Origin of the sequence: Streptomyces sp. NPDC017056 (assembly GCF_044332485.1) — a bacterium.
Classification (GTDB): domain Bacteria; phylum Actinomycetota; class Actinomycetes; order Streptomycetales; family Streptomycetaceae; genus Streptomyces.
This window is the reverse complement of the sequence record NZ_JBIRPD010000014.1, coordinates 162,679-185,704: the sequence shown is the minus strand read 5'-3', so window position 1 is coordinate 185,704 and position 23,026 is coordinate 162,679. Positions and strand designations below refer to the sequence as shown.

General features: G+C 71.5%; 9 protein-coding genes. 6 read left to right on the top strand and 3 right to left on the bottom strand.

What is annotated here, in order from left to right:
• Window positions 1-48: 48 nt before the first annotated feature.
• The 3 genes from ACH4OW_RS25680 (at window position 49) to ACH4OW_RS25670 (ending at window position 15,380) form a co-directional block, all read left to right on the top strand.
• Window positions 49-12,558: an amino acid adenylation domain-containing protein gene (locus tag ACH4OW_RS25680; protein WP_398030200.1), complete on the top strand. Its 12,510-nt coding sequence runs from the start codon at window positions 49-51 to the stop codon at window positions 12,556-12,558.
• A gap of 457 nt (window positions 12,559-13,015) precedes the next feature.
• Window positions 13,016-14,134, top strand: a complete 1,119-nt coding sequence (locus ACH4OW_RS25675) for a cytochrome P450 (protein ID WP_398030199.1) — start codon at window positions 13,016-13,018, stop codon at window positions 14,132-14,134.
• A gap of 76 nt (window positions 14,135-14,210) precedes the next feature.
• A complete protein-coding gene (locus ACH4OW_RS25670; protein WP_398030198.1) occupies window positions 14,211-15,380 on the top strand; it encodes a cytochrome P450 in 1,170 nt (389 codons plus the stop codon).
• Between the two features lie 549 nt (window positions 15,381-15,929).
• Here the strand turns inward: ACH4OW_RS25670 and ACH4OW_RS25665 are convergent.
• The 3 genes from ACH4OW_RS25665 to ACH4OW_RS25655 all read right to left on the bottom strand — a co-directional run bounded on the left by ACH4OW_RS25665 (window position 15,930) and on the right by ACH4OW_RS25655 (window position 18,950).
• On the bottom strand, window positions 15,930-16,178 hold the full coding sequence (locus ACH4OW_RS25665; RefSeq protein ID WP_360128873.1) for a WhiB family transcriptional regulator: 249 nt from the start codon (window positions 16,176-16,178) through the stop codon (window positions 15,930-15,932).
• Window positions 16,179-16,405: 227 nt separating this feature from the next.
• Window positions 16,406-17,407, bottom strand: coding sequence for an SMP-30/gluconolactonase/LRE family protein (locus tag ACH4OW_RS25660; protein WP_398030197.1), 1,002 nt, complete (start codon window positions 17,405-17,407; stop codon window positions 16,406-16,408).
• 160 nt (window positions 17,408-17,567) lie between these two features.
• Entirely contained in the window at window positions 17,568-18,950 is a 1,383-nt protein-coding gene (locus tag ACH4OW_RS25655; protein WP_398030196.1) for a DUF5685 family protein, read from the bottom strand.
• Between the two features lie 343 nt (window positions 18,951-19,293).
• Between ACH4OW_RS25655 and ACH4OW_RS25650 the strand changes: the two genes are divergently transcribed.
• The 3 genes from ACH4OW_RS25650 (at window position 19,294) to ACH4OW_RS25640 (ending at window position 22,987) form a co-directional block, all read left to right on the top strand.
• Entirely contained in the window at window positions 19,294-21,237 is a 1,944-nt protein-coding gene (locus tag ACH4OW_RS25650; RefSeq protein WP_398030195.1) for an ABC transporter ATP-binding protein, read from the top strand.
• Window positions 21,238-21,319: 82 nt separating this feature from the next.
• The gene (locus tag ACH4OW_RS25645; RefSeq protein WP_398030194.1) at window positions 21,320-21,955 is read left to right on the top strand and encodes a DUF4328 domain-containing protein; all 636 of its coding nucleotides are present in this window, start codon (window positions 21,320-21,322) and stop codon (window positions 21,953-21,955) included.
• A 165-nt stretch (window positions 21,956-22,120) separates the two neighbouring features.
• On the top strand, window positions 22,121-22,987 hold the full coding sequence (locus ACH4OW_RS25640; RefSeq protein ID WP_398030193.1) for an LppX_LprAFG lipoprotein: 867 nt from the start codon (window positions 22,121-22,123) through the stop codon (window positions 22,985-22,987).
• Window positions 22,988-23,026 lie beyond the last annotated feature (39 nt).

Here is a 23,026-nt window from a genome sequence, read left to right as displayed (position 1 = left end):
TGCCCAGCGTGCCTATCCGCAAGCAAACCGTTGTGAGGAGACAGAACGATGACCCGATCCCCTGCCGACGTGTGGCCGCTCTCGCCATTGCAGGAGGGCATGCTCTTCCACGCCTCCTTCGACGATGACGGCCCGGACGTCTACCAGGGACAACATGCGCTGGAACTGGTCGGCCCGCTGGATGCGGGCCGCTTGCGCCGAACATGGGAAGCACTGCTGGCCCGGCACGCCGCACTGCGGGCGAGCTTCCGCCGCCGTAAGTCCGGCGGGGCGCTCCAGGTCATCGCGGGACACGTGAGCCTGCCGTGGCGGTACGAGGACCTGAGCGACCTCCCCGAAGCCGACGTCCCCAGCGCACTGGACGAGCTCACCGCCCGGGACCTGGCCGACCGCTTCGACCCCGCGTCCGCGCCCCTGTTGCGCCTGCTGCTCGTACGGCTGGGTGCGGAGCGGCACCACCTGGTGCTCACCCACCACCACATCCTGATGGACGGCTGGTCGCTGCCCGTCCTGCTCAACGAGATGGTCGCGGTCTACGCGGCGGGCGGCAGCGCCGCCGCACTGCCGCGCGCCACCTCCTACCGGGACTACCTGGCCTGGCTGGACCGCCAGGACAAGGACGCCGCACGGGCCGCGTGGCGGGCGGAGCTGGCGGACCTGGACGAACCGACGCTCGTGGCACCCGCGGACCGCGCCGGAACTGCCCGGGCGATCGATAAGCTGCGTACCCGCATCCCCGCGAAGCTCAGCGAGGACCTGGCGCACTGGGCCCGCAGCCGGAACCTGACCGTGAACACGGTGATGCAGGGTGCCTGGGCGCTGGTGCTCGCCCGGCTGACCGGGCGCAGCGACGTGGTCTTCGGCGCCACCTCGGCCGGCCGGCCCGCGGAGCTGCCGGGCGTCGAGTCGATGGTCGGCTTGGCCATCAACACCCTGCCGGTACGGGTGCGCCTGGCGGGCGGGCAGCCGATCGGGGAGTTGCTGACGCACCTGCAAGAACGCCAGTCCGCGATGATGTCGCACCATCACCTGGGGCTGTCGGAAGTCCAGAGGATCGCGGGCCCCGGAGCGGTCTTCGACTCGCTGGTGGTGTACGAGAACTTCCCCCGCCCCCCGGTCGAGGCGCCCAGCCAGGACACCTTCGCCGTCCGGCTCGCCGGCGGGCGGGACGCCGCACACTATCCGCTCACGCTGCTCGTGGACCCCGGCGAGCGGATCTCCTGCGAGATGGACTACCGGCCCGACCTGTTCGACCGCGACGCCGTCCAGTCCCTCCTGGACCGGCTGATCCGGGTGCTGGAGCGGATCGTGGCCGATCCGGCGGCGCGGGTCGGCGACATCGACGTGCTGGCGGAGGCCGAGCGTTCGCGGGTCGTGAGCCGGTGGAACGACACTGCCGGGCCGGTACCGCCGGGCACGGTGACGGACCTGATCGCGGCGCAGGCACGGCGGTCGCCGGGCGCGGCAGCGGTGCGATGCGGTGCGGACCTGCTCACCTATGGGGAACTGGAGGAACGCGCGAACCGGTTGGCGCGGTACTTGACACGTCAGGACGTGGGCCCGGAGTCGCGGGTCGGGCTGTGTCTGCCGCGGGGGGTGGACATGGTGGTGGCGCTGCTCGCGGTGTGGAAGGCGGGCGGCGCGTACGTCCCCCTGGACGCGGAGTATCCGGCGGACCGGCTGGCGTTCATGGTCGCCGACAGCGGTGTGACACCGGTGCTGGCGACCGTCGCCACCGCCGCGCGGGTGCCGGCCGGGGCCGCGGACGTGGTGGTGCTGGACGAGCCCGCCGTCGGGCGGGCGGCCGCCGCCGAGCCCCCGACGCCTCCGGACATCTCCGTACGTCCCGGCCAGCTGGCCGGCGTGATCTACACCTCGGGCTCGACGGGGCGGCCCAAGGGCGTGGCCGTGACACACGCCGGCGTACGGAACATGGCGCACACCGTGCGGCCTGTGCTGGGCGTGGAGCCGGGCACGGTGGCGTTGCAGTTCGTCTCGTTCAGCTTCGACGCCGCGCTGCTGGACGTGTCGGTGACGCTGGCCGGAGGCGGCACCCTCGCGATCGCGTCGAGCGAGGAACGCCAGGACCCGGAGGCGCTGGCGGAGATGATCCGGGCCTCGGGAGTGACCGTGGCCAACGGGGTGCCGGCCTTGCTGGACCTGCTCGATCCCCGATCCGTGCCCGGCGTGCGGAACTGGCTCGTGGGCGGGGAGCAGCTGACCGCGGAGCTGGCGGCCCGCTGGCGGCCCCGGTCCCGGGTGCGGAACGCGTACGGGCCGACCGAGGCGACCGTGATCGCGACGACCGGCCCGGTGGACCAGGACGGCCCGGCGCAGGACGCCCTTCCGACGATCGGCCGCCCCATCGGCAACACTCGCGTCTTCGTTCTGGACGCCTTCCTGCGCCCGCTGCCTCCTGGCATGACAGGTGAGCTGTACGTGGCCGGGGCGGGCCTGGCCCGCGGCTACCTCGGCCGCCCGGGCTGGACGGCGGAGCGCTTTGTCGCCTGCCCGTTCGCGGGCGGCGGGCGGATGTACCGTTCGGGCGACCTGGCGCGCTGGACGCCCGAGGGCCGGCTCGCGTTCGTGGGCCGGGCGGACGAGCAGGTCAAGATCCGTGGCTTTCGCGTCGAGCCGGGTGAGATCGAAGCCGTTCTCACCGGGCACCCCGATGTCGCTCAGGCAGCGGTCGCCGTTCGCGAGGACCGGCCCGGCGGCAAACGCCTGGTCGCCTACGTGGTCCCCGCCGACGCCGGGCGGCTCGACAGCGCACGACTGCGTGACTACGCGAGCGAGCACCTTCCCGGACACATGGTTCCCACCGCGATGGTGGAGTTGGAAGCACTGCCGCGTACGGCGAACGGCAAGGTCGACAAGACCGCACTGCCCGCCCCCGACTTGGCCGTCCGCGAGGGCCGCGCCCCGGCGACGCCGACGGAGGAGGTGCTGTGCGGCCTGTTCGGCGAGGTGCTGGGGCTGGAGCGGGTAGGCACCGAGGACGGCTTCTTCGCCCGGGGCGGAGACTCGCTGCTGGCCATGCGCCTCATCGGGCGCATGCGGGCGGTGCTGGGCACCGCGGTGACCATCCGCGAGCTGTTCGACGCCCAGACCGTGGCCGGTGTTGCCTGTTTGGTCGCCGGCGCTGCAGGTCGGGCTCGGGCCGCTCTGGTGCGGCGATCGCGCCCGGGACGGTTGCCGTTGTCGTTCGCGCAGTTGCGGATGTGGTTTCTGAATCAGGTGGAGAAGGGGCCGGCTGCGTCGGCGGCGTATAACTTGCCGATGGCGTTGCGGGTTTCCGGTGCCTTGGATGTGGCGGCGCTGGAGGCGGCACTCGGGGATGTGGCCGACCGTCACGAGAGTTTGCGGACGGTGTTCCCGGATGTGGGGGGTGTGCCGTACCAGGAGGTGCTGGAGGGCGTGGCGGGCCGCCCGCCGTTCGACGTGGTGGAGGTCGGTGAGGGCCGGCTTGAGGAGGCCCTTGCCGAGCATGCCGGGCGGGGTTTCGATGTCAGCGCCGAAGCGCCGTGGAGGGTTCGGCTGTTTGTTCTGGCGCCTGTGGAGCATGTGTTGCTGCTGGTGGTGCATCACATTGCGTCGGATGGCTGGTCCATGGGGGTGCTGGCGCGGGATCTGCAGGAGGCGTATGCGGCGCGGCGGGCGGGCCGGGCGCCGGGTTGGGGGCCGCTGTTGGTGCAGTATGCGGACTATGCGCTGTGGCAGCGGGACGTGCTGGGGGAGGCGGATGATCCGGACAGCTTGTTGAGTGAGCAACTCGGCTATTGGCGGCAGGCCCTGGCGGGTGCCCCGCAGGAACTGGTGCTGCCGGCCGACCGGCCGCGTCCGGCGGTCTCCTCGTTCCGCAGCGGCTCGGTCCCGGTGGGGGTCGACGCGGCCACGCACACCCGCCTGGTGGATCTCGCCAGGCAGGGCCGGGCGACGATGTTCATGGTCCTGCACGCCGCGATGGCGGTTCTGCTGGCCCGCATGGGCGCGGGCGAGGACATCCCGATCGGAACCCCGATCGCGGGCCGTGGCGACGCGCGGCTGGATGAACTGGCTGGGCTCTTCGTCAACACTCTGGTCCTGCGCGCCGACCTGAGCGGCGACCCGTCGTTCGCGGAGTTGCTGGGGCGGGTGCGGGAGACGGACCTGGCGGCGTACGCGCATCAGGACGTGCCTTTCGAGCGCCTGGTGGAGGAACTGAACCCGGCCCGCTCGATGGCCCGCAACCCGCTGTTCCAGGTCACGCTCACCCTCGCCAACGTCCCGGAACCGGCGTGGGAGCTGCCCGGCCTGCGGGTGAGCGAGGTGCCGCCGTACACCGTGCTGCCGGCGCGGTTCGATCTGTCGGTCACCTTGAGTGAGCGACGCGACGGCGACGGGTTCCCGGCCGGCCTCGACGGCGGCATGCTGTACGCGGCCGATCTGTTCGACGAGGAGACCGTCCAGGCCTTGGCCGCGCGGCTGGCCCGGGTACTCGAACAGGTCGCGGACATCCCCGGTATCCGCCTCAGCGAGATCGACATCCTGGGCCCGGTGGAACGCTCGCGGGTGGTGGCGGAGTGGAACGACACCGCCCGACCCGTACCGTCGGGGACCGTGGTCGATCGCATCACCGCGCGCGCATCGGCAGCACCGGATGTCCCGGCGGTGCGGTGTGGCTCCGAGGTCCTGTCGTACGGGGAGCTGGCGGCGCGTGCGAATCGCCTGGCCCGGTATCTGGTGGGTCAGGGGGTGGGCCGGGAGTCGTTGGTGGGGTTGTGTCTGCCGCGTGGGGTGGACATGGTGGTCGGTGTTCTGGGGGTGTGGAAGGCCGGTGGCGCGTACGTTCCGCTCGATCCCGAGTATCCGGCGGAGCGGTTGGCGTTCATGGTCGAGGACAGTGGTGCGTCGGTGGTGTTGGACGAGATTCCGGTAGACGTCGACGCCGAGTCCAGCGAGCCCCTGGGTATGGACGTCAGCCCCGGTCAGCTGGCGTATGTGAGCTACACCTCCGGTTCGACGGGCCGCCCGAAGGGCGTGGCCGTGGCCCACAGCGCAGTGGCGAATCTGGCGGAGGCCATGCGTCCCGTTCTGGGGGTGGAGCCGGGCACGGTGGTGTTGCAGTTCGCGTCGTTCTCCTTCGATGCGGCGGTGCTGGATGTGGCGGTCACGCTGGCTGCCGGTGGCACTTTGGCGATCGCCGCCGGTGAGGAGCGTGCGGAGGCCGGGGCGCTGGCGGACATGATCCGTGCGGCAGGTGTGACCGTGGCCAGTGTGGTCCCCTCGCTGCTGGGCGTGCTGGATCCCGAGTCCGTGCCCGGTGTGGAGAACTGGGTGCTGGGTGCGGAGCGGTTGAGCGCTGACCTGGCGGCGCGCTGGCGGGCCGGGGCGCGGGTGTGGAACACGTACGGGCCGACCGAGGCGACCGTGATCACGACGGCGACGCTGCTGGGCGAGGGCATCACGGTGCAAGACGGCCCGCCGGCGATCGGCCGCCCGATCGGCAACGTCCAGGTCTTCGTGCTCGACGAGTTCCTGCGGCCCGCTCCCGTCGGCGCGGTCGGTGAGCTGTACGTGGCGGGCGTGGGGCTGGCCCGCGGCTATACGGGACGTGGGGGCCTGACCGCCGAGCGGTTCGTGGCCTGCCCGTTCGCGGACGGCGGGCGGATGTACCGTTCGGGCGACCTGGCGCGCTGGAGGGCCGACGGGCAGTTGGATTTCGCGGGCCGGGCGGACGAGCAGGTCAAGATCCGCGGCTTCCGCGTCGAGCCGGGTGAGATCGAAGCCGTTCTCACCGGGCACCCCGATGTCGCTCAGGCAGCGATCGCCGTCCGCGAGGACCGGCCCGGGGACAAACGCCTGGTCGCCTACATCGTCCCCACGACCGGCCGTGAGCCTGACGCCACGGCGCTGTGTGACCACGCCCGTACCCGGCTGCCCGACTACATGATCCCGGCCGCCGTCGTGGTGCTGGACCGGTTTCCCCTGACGGCCAACGGCAAGCTCGACCGGGCAGCGCTCCCCGCGCCGGAGACGGCCGGCCGCGCGCTGGGACGGGCACCCGAGACCCCCGCCGAAGTGGTGCTCAGCGATCTGTTCGGCGAGGTGCTGGGCGTGGAGCGGGTGGGTGTCGAGGAGTCGTTCTTCGACCTCGGCGGAGACTCGCTGCTGGCCATGCGCCTGATCGCCCGGATCAGGTCCGTACTGGACGCCGAGGTGCGCATTCGCGACCTGTTCACCTCGCCGACGGTCGCCGGTGTTGCCTGTTTGGTCGCCGGCGCTGCAGGTCGGGCTCGGGCCGCTCTGGTGCGGCGATCGCGCCCGGGACGGTTGCCGTTGTCGTTCGCGCAGTTGCGGATGTGGTTTCTGAATCAGGTGGAGAAGGGGCCGGCTGCGTCGGCGGCGTATAACTTGCCGATGGCGTTGCGGGTTTCCGGTGCCTTGGATGTGGCGGCGCTGGAGGCGGCACTCGGGGATGTGGCCGACCGTCACGAGAGTTTGCGGACGGTGTTCCCGGATGTGGGGGGTGTGCCGTACCAGGAGGTGCTGGAGGGTGCGGGGGGCCGCCCGCCGTTCGACGTGGTGGAGGTCGGTGAGGGCCGGCTTGAGGAGGCCCTTGCCGAGCATGCCGGGCGGGGTTTCGATGTCAGCGCCGAAGCGCCGTGGAGGGTTCGGCTGTTTGTTCTGTCGCCTGTGGAGCATGTGTTGCTGCTGGTGGTGCATCACATTGCGTCGGATGGCTGGTCCATGGGGGTGCTGGCGCGGGATCTGCAGGAGGCGTATGCGGCGCGGCGGGCGGGCCGGGCGCCGGGTTGGGGGCCGCTGTCGGTGCAGTATGCGGACTATGCGCTGTGGCAGCGGGACGTGCTGGGGGAGGCGGATGATCCGGACAGCTTGTTGAGTGAGCAACTCGGCTATTGGCGGCAGGCCCTGGCGGGCGCCCCGCAGGAACTGGTGCTGCCGGTCGACCGGCCGCGTCCGGCGGTCTCCTCGTTCCGCAGCGGCTCGGTCCCGGTGGAAGTGGACGCGGCCACGCACGCACGCCTGACCGAAGTGGCCGGGCGGGGCCGGGTGACGCTGTTCATGGTCCTGCACGCCGCGATGTCTGCACTGCTGGCCCGGATGGGCGCGGGGAACGACATCCCTTTGGGCACTCCCATCGCGGGCCGTGGTGATGCGCAACTGGAGAAAATGTCGGGATTCTTCGTCAACACTTTGGTCCTCCGGGCCGACGTGAGCGGGAACCCGTCGTTCGCGGAGTTGCTGGGGCGGGTGCGGGAGACGGACCTGGCGGCGTACGCGCATCAGGACGTGCCTTTCGAGCGCCTGGTGGAGGAACTGAACCCGGCCCGTTCGACGGCCCGGAACCCGCTGTTCCAGGTCATGCTGTCCCTGGGGAACGTACCCGAGGCGCGATGGGAGCTGCCGGGCCTCCAGGTGCAGCCGATGCCGCCGCTCTCGGCGCCGCCGACCCGCTTCGACCTGGCGGTGGCGCTCGCCGAGCGGCACGGTGCCGACGGGGCTCCGGACGGCCTCGACGGCGGCATGCTGTACGCGGCCGACCTGTTCGACGAGGCGACCGTCCAGGCTCTCTCCGCCCGGCTGGCGCGAGTGCTGCGACAGGTCGCGGCCGATCCCGGGACCCGTCTCTCCGACCTCGACGTACTGGGGGAGACCGAGCGCTCCCAGGTCGTGCGGGAGTGGAACAACACCGCGGGGCCGGTTCCGGCGGGGACGGTGGTGGAGCGGTTCGAGGAGCAGGTGCGGCGGCGGCCGCAAGCCCCGGCGGTGCGGTGTGGCTCCGAGGTCCTGTCGTACGGGGAGCTGGCGGCGCGTGCGAATCGCCTGGCCCGGTATCTGGCGGGCCAGGGAGTCGGCCGTGAGTCGCGGGTGGGGCTGCGTCTGCCGCGGGGCATGGACCTGGTCGTCGGCATTCTGGGGGTGTGGAAGGCGGGCGGCGCCTATGTCCCGCTCGATCCGGAATATCCCGCTGAGCGGCTGGCGTTCATGATCGAGGACAGTGGCGCGTCGGTGGTGCTGGAGAACATCCCGGAGGCGGCCGGGACCGAGTCGCCCGACGCGGTGGAAGCCCCTGCCGATACGGCCCAGCTGGCGTATGTGATCTATACGTCGGGTTCGACCGGCCGTCCCAAAGGCGTCGAGGTGGCCCATGAGGGAGTGGCGAATCTGGCGGAGGCTCTGCGCCCTGTCCTGGGTGTGGAGCCGGGCACGGTGGTGTTGCAGTTCGCGTCGTTCTCCTTCGACGCGGCGGTGCTGGATGTGGCGGTCACCCTCGCTGCCGGTGGCACTTTGGCCATCGCCACCAGTGGCGCACGTACCCAGCCGGAAGCACTGGCGCGGATGATCCAGGATTCCGGCGTCACCGTGGCCAGTGTGGTCCCTTCGCTGCTGGGCGTGCTGGATCCCGAGTCCGTGCCTGGTGTGGAGAACTGGGTGCTGGGTGCGGAGCGGTTGAGCGCTGACCTGGCGGCGCGCTGGCGGGCCGGGGCGCGGGTGTGGAACACGTACGGGCCGACCGAGGCGACCGTGATCACGACGGCGACGCTGCTGGGCGAGGGCATCACGGTGCAAGACGGCCCGCCGGCGATCGGCCGCCCGATCGGCAACGTCCAGGTCTTCGTGCTCGACGAGTTCCTGCGGCCCGCTCCTGTCGGCGCGGTCGGTGAGCTGTACGTGGCGGGCGTGGGGCTGGCCCGCGGCTACACGGGACGTGGGGGCCTGACCGCCGAGCGGTTCGTGGCCTGCCCGTTCGCGGACGGCGGGCGGATGTACCGCTCGGGCGACCTGGCGCGCTGGAGGGCCGACGGGCAGTTGGATTTCGCGGGCCGGGCGGACGAGCAGGTCAAGATCCGCGGCTTCCGCGTCGAGCTCGGAGAGGTGGAGTCCGCGCTCGCCTCCCACCCCGACGTCGCCCGGGCGGCGGCGGCAGTCCGCGAGGACCGGCCCGGCGACAGGCGCCTGATCGGCTACGTCGTCCCCGAGGCGGCGGACATCGATCAGCACGCGCTGCGCGAGCACCTGGCCGAGACCCTGCCGGACTACATGCTTCCGGCGGCGGTCCTGGCGCTGGAGGCGCTGCCGCTGACCGCGAGCGGCAAACTCGACCGGGCCGCGCTCCCGGCGCCCGACCGCGCCGAGCGGGTCTCCGGGCGGGCACCGCAGAGCGAGACGGAAAAGGCTCTGTGCGCCCTGTTCGCCGAGGTCCTCGGCCTGGAACGGGTCGGCGTGGACGACAACTTCTTCGACCTGGGCGGCAATTCGAACCTGGCCATGCGTCTCGCCGCTCGCGTACGGACCGAATTCGGCGTCGAGCTGAACATGCGACTTTTCTTCGGCGCCTCGACCCCCATCGGCGTGGCCCGCATGCTGGAGTCCAAGCTGCGCCCGGAACTGCGCCCCTTCGACCGCCCGGACACCATCCCCCTCTCGGCACACCAATTGCGCACCTGGGACCTGGCCCAGCGTGACCGGGCAAGGGCGGACCAGCAGCTGTCGCTCGCGCTCCGCCTGGTCGGTGAGCTGGTCCCGGCCGCTCTGGAAGCGGCGCTCGGGGACGTCGCTGCCCGGCACGAGATCCTGCGCACGGTTTTCCCGGGAACCAGCGCCGCTGACGTACACCAGAACATCCTGGACGCTGACAGCGGCCGCCCCGCACTCATCGTGGTACCGGCGACCGACGCGGACCTGCCGGACCTGTTGGCGACCCACGCGCAGCACCACTTCGACCTCACCCGGCACACACCATGGGCTCCGTGCCTGTTCCGCCTTTCGGACAGCGAACACGTCCTGCTCATCGTCGTCCACCGGATCGCCTCCGACGACTCCTCACTGGATGTCCTCGTCCGCGACCTGGCCGTGGCCTACGGCGCCCGAAAGGAGGGGCGGGTGCTGGAACGGGCTCCGCTGCCCCTGCAGTTCGCCGACTACGCGCTGTGGGAGCGCGAACTGCTCCAGGGCGATCGGGAAGCGGACAGCCTGATCGCCGACCAGCTCGCCTACTGGAAGGACACCCTGGCGGACGCGCCGGCGACGACAGTGCTGCCCGCCGACCGGCCCCGGCCTGTGCGGCCGTCCCACCGTGTGGACATGGTCCCGCTGCGCCTTGACGCCGAGACGCACGACCAGTTGATGGAGGCGGCGGAAGACCCCGGGAGCACCGCGTTCACGGTGCTGCACGCCGCGCTCGCGCTGCTGCTCACCCGGCTCGGTGCGGGCACCGACCTCACCCTCGGAACGCCGCTCCCACGGCAGGACGTGGAAGAGGGCCTGGACGGCATGGCCGGCCCGCTGACCGACAGGCTGGCGCTGCGCACGGACACCTCCGGCGACCCGACGTTCACCGAACTGCTCGGCCGGGCACGGGAGATCGCCCTGTCCGCCTCCACGCATAACGACGTGCCATTCGAACGTGTGATGGCGGAGTTGGAGCTGCCGTCCTCCGAAGCGGCCCACCCCGTCTTCCAGGTCCTGCTCGACGTGCGGGACGACATAACGGAGAAATGGAACGTGGTGGAGCTGCCGGGACTGAAGGTCACTCGTCTCCAGCGCGGCACCGGCACCTCCGAGATGGACCTGTCGTTCAGCATCGTCGTGCGGGAGGAGGACGGCACTCCGGCCGGGCTCGACGGTCACCTGTGCTATGCCACGGACCTCTTCGCCCGCTCGACCGCCACCGCGCTCGCGGACCGGTTTGTCCGAGTCCTGGAGCAGGTGGCGGCCGACCCCGGGCTGCGGCTGAGCGAGGTGGACATCCTGCTCGGCCCCGCCGAGCACCACGCGCTGGTGACGCCCGGGAACGGCATGGCCGCCCGGGCCCCGGACGGCACCGTGCTCGACCTGCTGGCCGGACAGGCGGCCCGCACACCCGACGCGGTCGCCGTGACGGATCCTGACGGCACGCTCACCCACAGTGCACTCCAGGCCGCATCCGACGCGCTCGCCCACCGGCTGGCCGAGCGGGGGAGCGGGCCGGAGGACGTCGTCACCGTCCCCCTGCCACCGGGCACCGGACTCGTCGTGGCGCTGCTCGGCGTCCTCAAGGTCGGGGCCGCCTGTCGCCTCACCGGTCCGGCCCGGTCCGCCGACGGGGCGGGCGCCGACCGTACGGTCCCGGTCCTGCGCGCGGACGATCTGGTGTGGGCCGTGACGACCGGTACGCCACGGACACCAGCCCCCGGCGGCCGGCCACTGCCCGGCCACGCGGCCTTCGTCTTCGACACCACGACACCGGACGGCGACCTTGTGAGCACGGTCGTCGAACACCGGGCGCTGGTCAGTCAGGTCACGCACCGGATGCGCACCTCGCCCGCCGTCGACGAGACAGAGCTGGACGTACGGACCCCCGCTCCCACCCTCGTCACACAGTTGCTCGCGGCCCTGTGCGCCGGGGGCCGGGTCCGCCTGGGCCCGCCCGGATCCGACGCCGCGATGGTGAATGGCCATGGCGCGCCAGAGACCCTGAGCCTCTGGCCCGGCCACCGCAGCGCCGCCGCCGCGTTCGTCCTCGACGATCTGCTGCGCCCGGTCCCGGCAGGCGTCAGCGGCGACCTCTACCTCGCCGGGGCCTCGCTGGCCCGCGGCTACGCGCACGCACCGGGGCTGACCGGCCGGCGGTTCGTGGCCTGCCCGTTCGGCACCGGCGGGGAGCGGATGCTCCGTACCGGCGAGCGGGCCAAGCGGACCTCCACAGGGCTGCTCACGGTCGTGGACTCGGACGGATCTGGCGGCGCCGGACAGGACGGAACGCTTTTGCGCCCCGTCCGCAACCGCGACGACCTGGGCGTGCTGCTGCCCCTGCGGCCGGAGGGCAGCCGCCCGCCGCTGTTCTGCGTGCACCACGGCAACGGCCTGGGCTGGGGGTACGCGGCGGTCCTGCCGTATCTGCCGTCGGACCAGCCCGTGTACGGGGTACAGGCGCGGGGACTGGCCGGTCCGGAGCCCCTGCCGCGCAGCGTCGAGGAGATGGTGGCCGACTACGCCGACCAGATCCGGTCCGTCTGCCCGTCCGGCCCGTACCACCTCCTGGGATGGTCCGTCGGCGGACTGTTCGCCCAGGCCCTCGCCACCCGGCTGGAGGAACTGGGCGCAGAGGTGGGACTTCTCGCGGTGCTCGACGGCTATCCCGGCTCCACGCGCGGCTTCACCGCGGACGGCGAGGCGGGGCCGGTGCGCGGGGATGCCGGCGACGCACCGGAAGACGGTGGCTTCCCTGCGGTCCATCACGCGGAAGTGACCCTCCCGGAGGGAGTGAGCGGCCCGCTCGTGACCAATATGCGAGAGATCGTGCGGAACGTGCAGCGCATGTCGCAGGGCCACACACCGCGTCGCTTCCGGGGGGACCTCACGCTCTTCGTCGCGACCGGGGGCGGGCCGGCGAGCCGGCGGGTACCGGACGCGATCGCGAGCTGGCGACCCTACACGGGAGGGGAGATCGTGGCGCACGACGTTGCCGCCGGCCATGAGGACATGCTCCAGGCGGCGCACCTGCCACAGATCGGTCGCATCATCGCGGACACCCTCAGTGCGGCAGGCGGGCGTGGGGACGACCGCACATGACGAAGTCGGAACATCCCTCCTCGCAACGGCGCCGCAATGAGCCCAAGCGGGTCGGAAACCCCTGGGTACATGCGACGGCAAGGGGGAACCCTTTGCCCGAGCTGATCCGGATGCGGGCGGAATTCCCGTCCGTCGACGAGGCCGGGGTCGGCAACTCCGCCGGCCGCTGCGCCCTTTCTCCGGACTGCGGCCGAACGTACCACGGGAAAAGTGCGCTTCCGGCCACTGGCGAAAAGCCCCTAAGGAGTCGAGAAGCTGCCGCTCGCCTGGTAAGTGCGCGGCGGATGCCCGATTTCTTCACGGCGAGGCACGTGAGGTACGAGCGAAAAGGTAACCGACTGCCATGACGGAACGAGAACAACTTTCCCCGCGACGGCGGCGGAGTGAGCCGAAGCCGGCGGACTTCCCCGTACACCTGCAGCGGAACGGGCTCGATCCCGTGCCCGGACTGAGCCGGATGAGCGTGCACACACCGCTCGCCAGGCACAGCGACAGTGGAGTGCACCACCGGATCGACTGGATCGCCACCGGCCTCGATGAGGTGCGGGCGGTCCTCGGCGACGCCGACCGGTTCAGCGTCAACCCGCCCGCGGACAGTGCCGAGGAAGCCCGGCGGCTGGCCCAGAACGGTAATCCGTTGCAGAACGACCCGCCGGAGCACACCCGGATGCGCAAGATGCTGACACCGCAGTTCACGGTGCGGCGGATGCGCCGGATGGAGCCGGTGATCGAGGAGATCGTGACGGAACAGCTCGACGTCCTGGAGCACGCCGGGCCGCCCGCCGACCTGATGCGGCACCTCGCCTGGCCCGTACCCGGCCAGGTCGCCTGCGCGCTGTTCGGCCTCCCTCGCGACGACCTGCCCCACCTGGCCTGCACCATGCTCCTCGCCCGGGGCCGCGACCGCTCGCGGAAATCAGTGCTGGCCGCGGAGCACGCCTTCACGGGCTACCTGGACAGGTTCGTGGCGCACAAGCGCCAGAACCCCGTGGGCGACGACATGATCAGCGCGCTGATCAGGGAGCACGGGCAGGACATCACCGACGCGGACCTGGTGGGACTCATCGACGCGACCCTGGCCGCCGGCCTGGAGAACATGGCCGGGATGCTGGGGCTGGGCACGTTGGTGCTGCTGGAACACTCCGACCAGTCGGCGCTGTTGCGGAAGCGTCCGGAGCTCATGGGCCAGGCGGTGGAGGAACTGCTGCGCTACGTGGCGGTCGTACCGATGGCGAACTTCCGTACCGCCCTGGTGGATGTGCCGATAGCGGACCACGTGATAAAGGCCCGCGAAATCGTGGGATGTTCGCTGCTCGCGGCGAACCGCGCCGCAAAACCCGACGACCCGCGCGATGTATTCGACGTCACCCGGGAGAACATCACCCACGTGGCGTTCGGGCACGGCATCCACTTCTGTGTCGGCGCGGCTCTGGCCCGTATGGAACTACGGATCGCTTTCGCGAAGCTACTGGACCGCTTTCTGGCGTTGCGGCTGGCCGTACCACGGGAGGAACTGCGCTTCCGGAACCTGAAGCTGCCCATTTACGGCATCGAAGAGTTGCCACTCACTTGGTGAACCACCCATGGTCTGTTCATGTACAACCGTTTCGCCGCGGTTTCCCCACCGGCCGGGAGAAGAAAGGGAACCAGAAATGCCGAAACCAGCGGACATACCCCTGCACCAACGCCGTGACGGACTCGATCCCGTGCCCGAACTGAGCCGGATGAGCACGCACGCCCCGCTCGCCGATGACACCGGCTCCGGAGTGCATCACTGGATCGCCACCGGCTTCGAGGAGGTGCGGGTCATCCTCGGCGACGCGGAACGCTTCAGCACCAAGCCGCCCGCCGACAGCCCGGAGATAGCCGCGCAGCGGGTCCAGGTAGGAAATCTGCTGCACTACGACCCCCCGGAGCACACCCGGCTGCGCAAGATGCTCATTCCAGAGTTCACCGCACGCCGTATGCGCAGGATGGAACCCCTTGTCGAGGAGATCGTGGCGGACCGGCTGGACGTGCTCGAAGGCGCCGGGCCGCCCGCCGACCTGATGCGGCACGTGGCCTGGTCCGTGCCCGGCCCGATCGTCTGTGCCCTGCTCGGCATACCCCGCGACGATCTGCCCGAGCTGATGCGCATCCTGGATGTCCGTGCCCTGGGCAACACCGGGAAGAAAAGGATCGCCGCGAGGGCGTTCGACAAGTACCTGCTGGGATGTGTGGCACACAAGCGTGCCGCCCCCGGCGACGACCTTCTCGGCATGCTCCTGCGCACCCATGGCGAGGAACTCACCGACGAAGAGCTGGCGGGTGTCGCCTCGTCCTTCGTGGCCGCCGCGCTGGAGAACACCGCCCAGATGCTGGGACTGGGCACCCTGGCACTCCTCCAGCACCCCGCCCAGCTCGCCCTGCTGCGCGAGCGCCCGGATCTGATGGACCAGGCGGTGGAGGAACTGCTGCGCTACGTCGCCGTGGTGACGCTCGCCTCACCTCGCACCGCCCGGGTGGACGTGGAAGTCGCGGGCCAGGTGATCAAGTCCGGACAGACCGTCGGCTGTTCACTGCTCGCGGCCAACCGCGCCCAGGCCGCCGGCGCCCCACGCGACACCCTGGACATCACTCGTGAGAACACCACCCACATGGCCTTCGGCCACGGCATCCACTTCTGCATCGGCGCCCTCCTGGCCCGCATACAGCTGCGATGCGCCTACAGGCAACTGCTGGAACGCTTCCCCAGGCTGCGGCTGGCCGTGCCGCCGCACGAGCTGCGCTTCCGGCCGCTGACTCCCCAGTACGGCGTGGAAGCCCTGCCCGTCGCCTGGTGAGACATCAAGGACCAATCGGCCACCGTCCCACCTGTTCACATGGCGAAGGCGGGCGGCCGGCCATCGAGCCGGCGAACCGCCGTAGTGGCAACCTGGCCCCACTGGCGTCCGTCGGTACCGTAACGCGGCCGGACGCCGGTTCGAACCGTGGCGGTGACCGCCAGGCCAACATCGCGCTTCGCCGGATCGCCCGCAGCCGCTCATGATGGGATGACCGTTCCCAGGGACCATCTGCGGTGACGGCTGGCCGAAGGCAGCACGCGCACGGCTTCCACGCCTTGCGCCACGTCTACGCCTCTGAGGAAATTGGAGGCTGGTGAGTCCGTCGTCTCCCTGGCGCGGTGGCTGGGGCACTCGGATCCCGGCTTCACGCTGCGGACGTACTCTCACTTCCTGCCCCGCGCCGGCGCGCGGGGCGCGGTCGCTATCGACGCGGTCTTCGCGTGGATCGGATTGGGGCGCACCGAGTGCGGCTTCGGCTTGGGGGAGAGGCGGCTGGTCTCGGCCGGTGAGTGAAGTCCCAGAGAAGTGCCACAGCTCCGTCACCCCTCAGGCTGCCCGGCGTTTGCGTTGGCGGTGGGTGGTGAGCTTGCGGCGCTCCTCCTCGTCCGTGCCGCCCCAGATGCCGTAGTTCTGGCCGGTTTCCAGGGCCCAGTCCAGGCACTCGGCGGCCACCGGGCATCGGTGGCACACCGCCTTGGCGTCCGCGTGTTGTTGGGCGGCGGGGCCTGTGACCCCTACGGGGAAGAACAGCTCCGGGTCCTCGTCCAGACATGCTGCTCGCTGCCACCACTCCATGATTGCCTTCCCTCGCCGAATCGCCGGGAGATCCTTGCCGGTATGTGTCCGGTATGTGCGGGGCCCCCAGGGCAGTGCGTCGCGGGGCCGGGCCCGCGCGCCGGACGGCGCGTCAGCCGGCCCGGCGCCGGAAGCGGCGGGCTGTCGGGTCCGGCTGTTGTGTCCCACTGTTGTTTCTGACGCCCGTGGGGACCTGGATGCCTCCCGGGTGCCCGTCTCACACGGGTTCAACCACGTGACGCAGGCGGCAATTCGCACACGGCCAGAGCGCTTTCGTGCAGGCTGCCCAGTACCAGTCGTCCTTCGTGTTCGAAGACGCTGGTCACCATGCGGTAGTGCGGGGTGCGGCGGCGCAGCGAGTGGACGACGCGGCCTGCCGCGTCGACCGCCAGGACGCCGGCGACCGGGGCCGGGCGCGGCCGGATGTGCCGGGCCACGCGCCAGGCGGCGCTGCGGAGCGCCGGGTGCGCGCGCTGGAGCCGTTCCAGGGCGGTGGAGCGCGGGCCGGCCAGCGCGACCCAGAACAGGCCGCCGGGCCCGCGTGACATGTTGTCGGGGTAGCCGGGCAGATCGTCGGCCAGTACGTCGCGTTCGCCGGCGCGTGAGCCGGCCAGCCACAGGCGGGTCAGCCGGCGGGAGCCGGTCTCCGCGACGGTGACGAACGATTCGTCCGCCGCCAGTGCGACACCGTTGGCGAACTGCAGGCCGTCCAGGAGCACCTCGGGTGTGCTGCCGGGGCGCATCCGGATCAGCCGGCCCGTGCCGGAGTGCTCGATGATGTCGCCGAGCCAGTGCTCCAGGGGGTAGCGGCGGCTGGAGACGCTGAAGTACAGCGTGCCGTCGGTCGCTGCCGTGACGTTGCTGCAGAAGCGCAGCGGGGCGCCTTCGACCGTGTCGGCGACCGTTCGCACCGAGCCGTCGGACGGGTCGACGCGCAGCAGCCCGCGCTGCGCGTCGCACACCAGGACGCCGCCGTCGGGCAGCGGTTCCAGTCCGAGCGGCCGGCCGCCGGTGTGGGCAATCACCTCGGCCGCCGGCCCGCCGGCGTCGCCGCCACCGCTGCCGCCCGCACCGAACGCGTCCAGTCGCAGGATCCGGCCGTCCTCGACCCCGGTCAGCACCCGCCCGGCCGCGTCCACGACCACGTCCTCCGGCCCTCTTCCGCTCAGGGGGACCGACCGCAGCGGGGGCAGGATCCCGGGCGTACGAGTCTCATATGCGTTGGCCATGGCTTCCTGACTACCCACACCCGCCGGCTCGTACCAGAAGGCCCGTACGTGAAGGTCCGCGTAAGCGGAGGTCCCGTACGTGAAGGGCCGTAAGCGAGGGTCCCTTACACGAGGACACGTGCGCCAGCACGAGGAACCGGGCCAGGGCCCGTCCGCCGGGTCAGCAGTCGCAGCATCCGTCGCAGCAGCAGCAGTCCGGGCAGCAGTCACAGCCCTCGCAGCTGTCGCAGCAGTCGCAGTCCCGGCAGCAGCCCTCGTGCTTCTTGCGCGACCACGGGCCTTCGTACTCCTTCGCACAGCACAGCTGGCAGGTGCAGCACAGCCCGATGGCGACTGCGCAACCGGCCAGGAAGCCGCGGGGCTTCTTCGGCGGCCGGGGGATCAGGTCCGGCATCCCGCCGTTCCCCGGCCCGCCGCCCCAGCCCCCCGAACCGCCCGAGCCGCCCCAGCCCCCCGAACCGCCCGAACTGCCCGAGCCGCCGTGGCCGCCGGGCGGTACGGGCCCGCCCGCGTAGGGGTTCTGCGGCCCGTTCAGGTGCTGCGGGCCGTGGGCGTACGGGCCGCCGGCCGGTGTCTGGCCGTACTGAGGGGCCGAGGGGTGGGGCTGCGGCTGCCCGTACCCGTTGCCGTACGGGTTCCCTGCCTGGCCGCCGTACGGCCCCGCCTCGTGCCCCTGGTGGGAGCACGAACCCGTACCGAAGGCGCGGTCCACCGACCGCCGCAGCTCGTGCACGAGCAGGGTGTGCACCAGAGCCGAGTCGGTGAACTCGACGTCGCGCAGCGCGAGACGGATGCCGCGCAGTGCGTCGTCGCACAGCCGGCGGGCCTGCGCGAGGTCGGCGCCGGTGGCGGTGAGCGGGTTCCAGGCACCCTCGGCGGCGTCTGCCGCGCGGTCTTCCACGGCGTCCAGGAGGTGGGCCAGGCGGCCGAAGAGCCGGCCCGCCTCGGCCAGCGGCGCGGCGTTGCCCGGCCGGCCGGCGATGGCCGCGGTGTGCGCGAAGGCGGCGGCGGTCGCCGTCTCGGTCGGTTCGGTGATGACGGTCAACGGCGTGCCGGGGCCCGCCAGTTGCTCGATGCCCACCTGCCGGTCGACCGCGTCGACGAGTACGGACGTGTCGAACCCGAGCGCAGCGCCGGTCCGCGCTCCGGCCCGGTCCCAGCCCGCTGCGACCTTGCGCGCGGCGGCGGCCACGGGCCGGCGGCGCAGCAGCCCGTTCCGGTCGGCGACGTGGTCCCGGATCTTCGCCGAGGCGAGGACGAGCGAGACCGAGGCGGCGAGCCGTGCGCCTTCCCCCTTCGCCACCGAAGCGGTCCGCATGCCGCGCAGCGGGCAGGGGCCGGCGGTGCGGCGCCGGGCCGCCAGCCGGCCGGTCTGCGCGTCCGTCAGGACCGACACGATCAAGCCATCGTAATTGGTGACGACCCGGGCGAACTGCCCGTGGTCGCCGCGCAGGGCGAGGCACAGGCCGCACAGGTGCGCCATCCATTCCGCCTTGAGTCCTTGGGACAGGCGATGGGTGCAGGGCCTGACGATTCCGAACACGTGAAACGAACCCCCGTAAGTCGTTGGTGGAGACCGGCTGTGGCGGAAATCGTATTACCCGGTGTGGCCTGGGCCGGGCGTGGCGGGTGGGGGCGGCCGGGACGGCCGGGCCCGGGCGCCGGGGTGCGGGGGCGAACCGGACGGGGCAAGCACGGGGCAGGACGAAACCAGCCAAGGGAGACATCATGAGGAATGCCGCAAGGAAACCGACCGGTTCCGCCCCGGTGTCCGTACGCTCCGCGCGGGCCTGCCCGTGTCCGGCGCGGGCCCGGCCGGTGCCCGCCGCCACGGGGCCGGGGACCCGATGAGGAGCCGCCGCGCCGGGCCACGCCCCAAGTTGCCGGTGTCCGAGAGCGAGCGGGTGCTGTTCGGCGGCGCCTTGCGCTACGACCTGTCGTTCACCCGCCACGAGATGCCGATACTGCGGATGAAGCTGTGGGCGATGGCCCGCCAGTTCCCCGCCATGATGAGCGCCGTGGCCAAGGGCGCCTGGCGTGAGGACCGCACCGCGCTGGTGGCGCTGCTCGGCGCGGAGATCGGCCAGGGCTTCATGCGCGCCTTCACCCTGGTGGCCACCAACCAGGTGCTGCTGGCGCTGTTCGCCGCCGGGCCCACGCCCGCACGGCTGAGCCAGGCGCTGCCCGCCCTCACGGCCATGGCGGTCGTCGCGGTGCTGTCCTCCCTCCTGTCCGCGGTGTCCACCGCGGCCTCCGGGCAGTTGGAGCCGAAGGTCGAGCGCGTCTGCACGGCCCGTTTCTACCGGGGAGTGATCCGCGTCGAACTCGCCGCCCTGGAGGACCAGCAGGTCCACCGGGCCCTGGACGCGGGCCGGTTCGGCACCGACTCCATCCGTATGATGCTCGGCTCCTCCATCCTGGTCCTCAACGCGCTGATCGGCCTGGTCGCCGCCGCGGGCGTGCTGCTCCTGTTGCACCCGCTGCTCGTGCTGATGCTGTTCCTGGTCGCCGCGCCCAAGGGGTGGGGAGCCGTGCTCTCGGCCCGCCGCCAGTACGAGTCCAGGCACACCTGGATCGAGCACCGCCGCGCCATCTCCGTGATCACCCAGAAGCTCACCGACCAGGCGTGCGCCGCCGAGATCCGGGTGCACGGCGCCGGCCGGCTGCTGGTCGACGCGTACGCCGACATGTCCAGGACGATGGAGCGCGAACAGCAGCGGCTGTCCCGCGCCGAGGCCGCGACGCAGACCGTCGCCTCGATGGGATCGGGACTGGCAGCGCTGGGCGCCTACGGAGTGCTGTGGCTGCTGCTGGCCGGCGGCGGCATGCCGCTGGCCGTGGCCGGTACCGCCGTGATCGCCGTACGGTCGTCCAGCGCCAGCCTGATGTCGCTGGTCATGCAGTTCAACCGGCTCTACGAGGAAGCCATGTACCTCAAGGACTGGGAGGACGCCTGCACCACCGCCCGGCGGCACGCCATCCCCGAAGGCGGCGTACCGCTGAAGGGGCCGCTGGAGGAGGTCCGCCTGGAACGGGTCTCCTTCACCTACTCGGGGGCCGCCGCTCCGGCCCTGCACGAGGTGGACCTGACCATTCCCCGGGGCACCGTCGTCGCCCTGGTCGGGGAGAACGGCTCCGGCAAGTCCACCCTCGCCAAGCTCGTCGCCGGCCTCTACCTGCCCACCGGCGGGCGGCTGCTGTGGAACGGCACCGAGGTACGCGAGGCCGACCGCGAAACCGTCTTCGACCAAGTGGCGCTGCTGGCGCAGGACTTCCCGCACTGGCCCATGACGGCCCGCGCCAACGTCCACATCGGCCGCAGCGATCGGCGGCTCGACCAGCGGCGCGTGGAACGGGCCGCCGACGGCGCGGACGCCACGGACGTCGTCACCTCCCTGCCGCACGGCTGGGACAGCCTGGTCGTCAAGGGCTTCGAGCGCGGCACCGAGCTGTCCGGCGGGCAGTGGCAGCGCCTGGGCGGCGCCCGCGCCCGCTACCGCGAGGCCCCGCTGATGGTCGTGGACGAGCCGACGTCCGCGCTCGACCCCAAGGCCGAGATCGAGACGTTCCAGGCCCTGCGCGACCTCACCGACCGGGGTATCACGGTCCTCCTGATCACCCACCGGCTCGCCGCCACCGCCACCGCCGACCTCATCTACGTCCTCGACGCCGGCCGGCTCATCGAGCAGGGCACCCATCCGGAACTCATGGCCCTCGACGGCGGCCACTACCGTTCTCTCTACGAGATCCAGGCAGCCCAGTACTCGGTCGTCGCGGCGGACGCAGGATCCGCGAGCCGGTGCGCGATGTCGGCCGAGGACGCGCAATGACCGCGCGCGTCCGCCCGGCCGGCGGTCTTGGCGCGGTGGCCGTGTTTGGCATACGCGGCCTGCCGTGAGAAACAATGACCGGGTGAACGATCTCGTAGCGCCGTCCGCCCTGCGCCCGGTCCGCACGGCGGCCCGCTGCGCCGTGGCCGCCCTCGCCCTCGCCGGTGCCGCCTGGGTGGCCCGGGCGCTGTGGCAAGTCAGGCTCTCCGCCGCCGGGTTGCCGGCTTACGGACTGCCGGACCAGGGCGACGGCCGGCACCGTCCGCCGACCGCGCTGGAGGACGCTTACCACGTCGTCAGCACCCTGGGAGACGGGGTCACGGTGCTCTGCGCGATCACCTTCCTGGTCTGGCTGTCGCGCGTCCGGGACAACGCCCGCGCCCTCTCCGGGCGGCCGCCGCGCTATGCCTGGCCGTGGGTCTACGCGGGGTGGATCGTGCCTGTCGCGAACCTGTGGGTGCCCCGCGGAATCGTCGCGGACGTCCACCGTGCGAGCGCCCCCGGGGAGCGGCTGCCGCGTTCCGTGAACTGGTGGTGGGGCCTGTGGCTCGCCGGGATGGTGAGCGGGGTGGGTTTGATGTACACGAGTTCTACGGACAACGTCATCGCGCGCGCCTACGAGAACGTGCAACTGCTCCTGGTGGCCGACGCGGCCGTCGTAGGCGCGGCGTTGGCCGCGATATTCGTCGTCCGTGACCTCACCAAGGCGCAGCAGTAACGCGTCGAACATCAACGGCGCGGCGCTGGTGGTGCCGTCAAGTGGCGTTCCGGGGGCGGCGGGTGGCCGTCTTGGGTGATTCATCCGCGTATTGCGGGGCACCCGCATGTGCATGACGTGCGGGGGACTGTCCGGCATTTCGCCCAGGAGGTCACAGTGAGTACAGTGAGAACACGTCCGCGTCTCTTAGCGGTGGCGGCAGCCGGGACGCTGTCCCTGGCCACCGTCGCCGGGTGCGGCGGTGCGGACGACAAGGCGTCCGGCAAGACACCGGACCAGAAGGGCAGCGCCCCCGCGGCGCCGACCGGGCCGCAGGCGGTGCGGGCCGCGCACCAGAAGACCACCGAGGCCAAGACCGCCAGGATGACGCTCACCACCGTGGCCCAGAGCGGCGGTGCCAACGCGACGGTCCGCGGCTCCGGCCTGGTGGACCTGGCGAAGGGCAGCAGCGATATGACGCTGCTCTCCGGCAACCAGCAGGTCCGCCAGCGCATGGTGGACGGCGTTCTCTACCAGCAGCCGCCCGCCCAGCAGCGGCAACAGCTGCCGCAAGGCAAGTCGTGGCTGAAGGTGGACCTGGAGAAGCTGGCGGCGCAGTCCGGCCAGAGCTCGCAGTACGAGGACCCGGCGGCCTCGTTCAACTACATCAAGGGCATCGGCGACAAGGACGTCACCAAGGTGGGCACCGAGACCATCGACGGTGCGGCCACCACGCACTACAAGGTGTCCGTCGACGTGGCCGAGCTGGCCAAGGGCAACAGCCGGCAGGCCGAGCAGCTCAAGAAGCAGCTCGGCGACCGGCTGCCGCTCGACATCTGGCTGGACGAGCAGGGCCGGCTCCGCCAGGAGAAGGTCTCGGTCAAGCCCCGGACCGGGCAGCAGGGCAACAGCGGCGCGCGGGCCGCCGTCACCACCACCTTGAAGTTCACCGACTTCGGCACGGACGTGAACGTCACCGCGCCCCCGGCGAAGGAGACGGTCGACATCACGGCCAAGGCCGCGAAGCAGGGGCAGCAGACGTCGAAGACCTGACGCGTTCCGCGGTCGTACGACTGACCAAGGCGGCTGACC

Excerpts from the sequence above, each read along its gene's own strand:
- ACH4OW_RS25675 (WP_398030199.1), top strand. The coding sequence starts at position 13,016 with ATGAGCGTGCACACACCGCTCGCCAGGCACAGCGACAGTGGAGTGCAC.
- ACH4OW_RS25665 (WP_360128873.1), bottom strand. The coding sequence starts at position 16,178 with ATGGAGTGGTGGCAGCGAGCAGCATGTCTGGACGAGGACCCGGAGCTG.
- ACH4OW_RS25670 (WP_398030198.1), top strand. The coding sequence starts at position 14,211 with ATGCCGAAACCAGCGGACATACCCCTGCACCAACGCCGTGACGGACTC.
- ACH4OW_RS25660 (WP_398030197.1), bottom strand. The coding sequence starts at position 17,407 with ATGGCCAACGCATATGAGACTCGTACGCCCGGGATCCTGCCCCCGCTG.
- ACH4OW_RS25680 (WP_398030200.1), top strand. The coding sequence starts at position 49 with ATGACCCGATCCCCTGCCGACGTGTGGCCGCTCTCGCCATTGCAGGAG.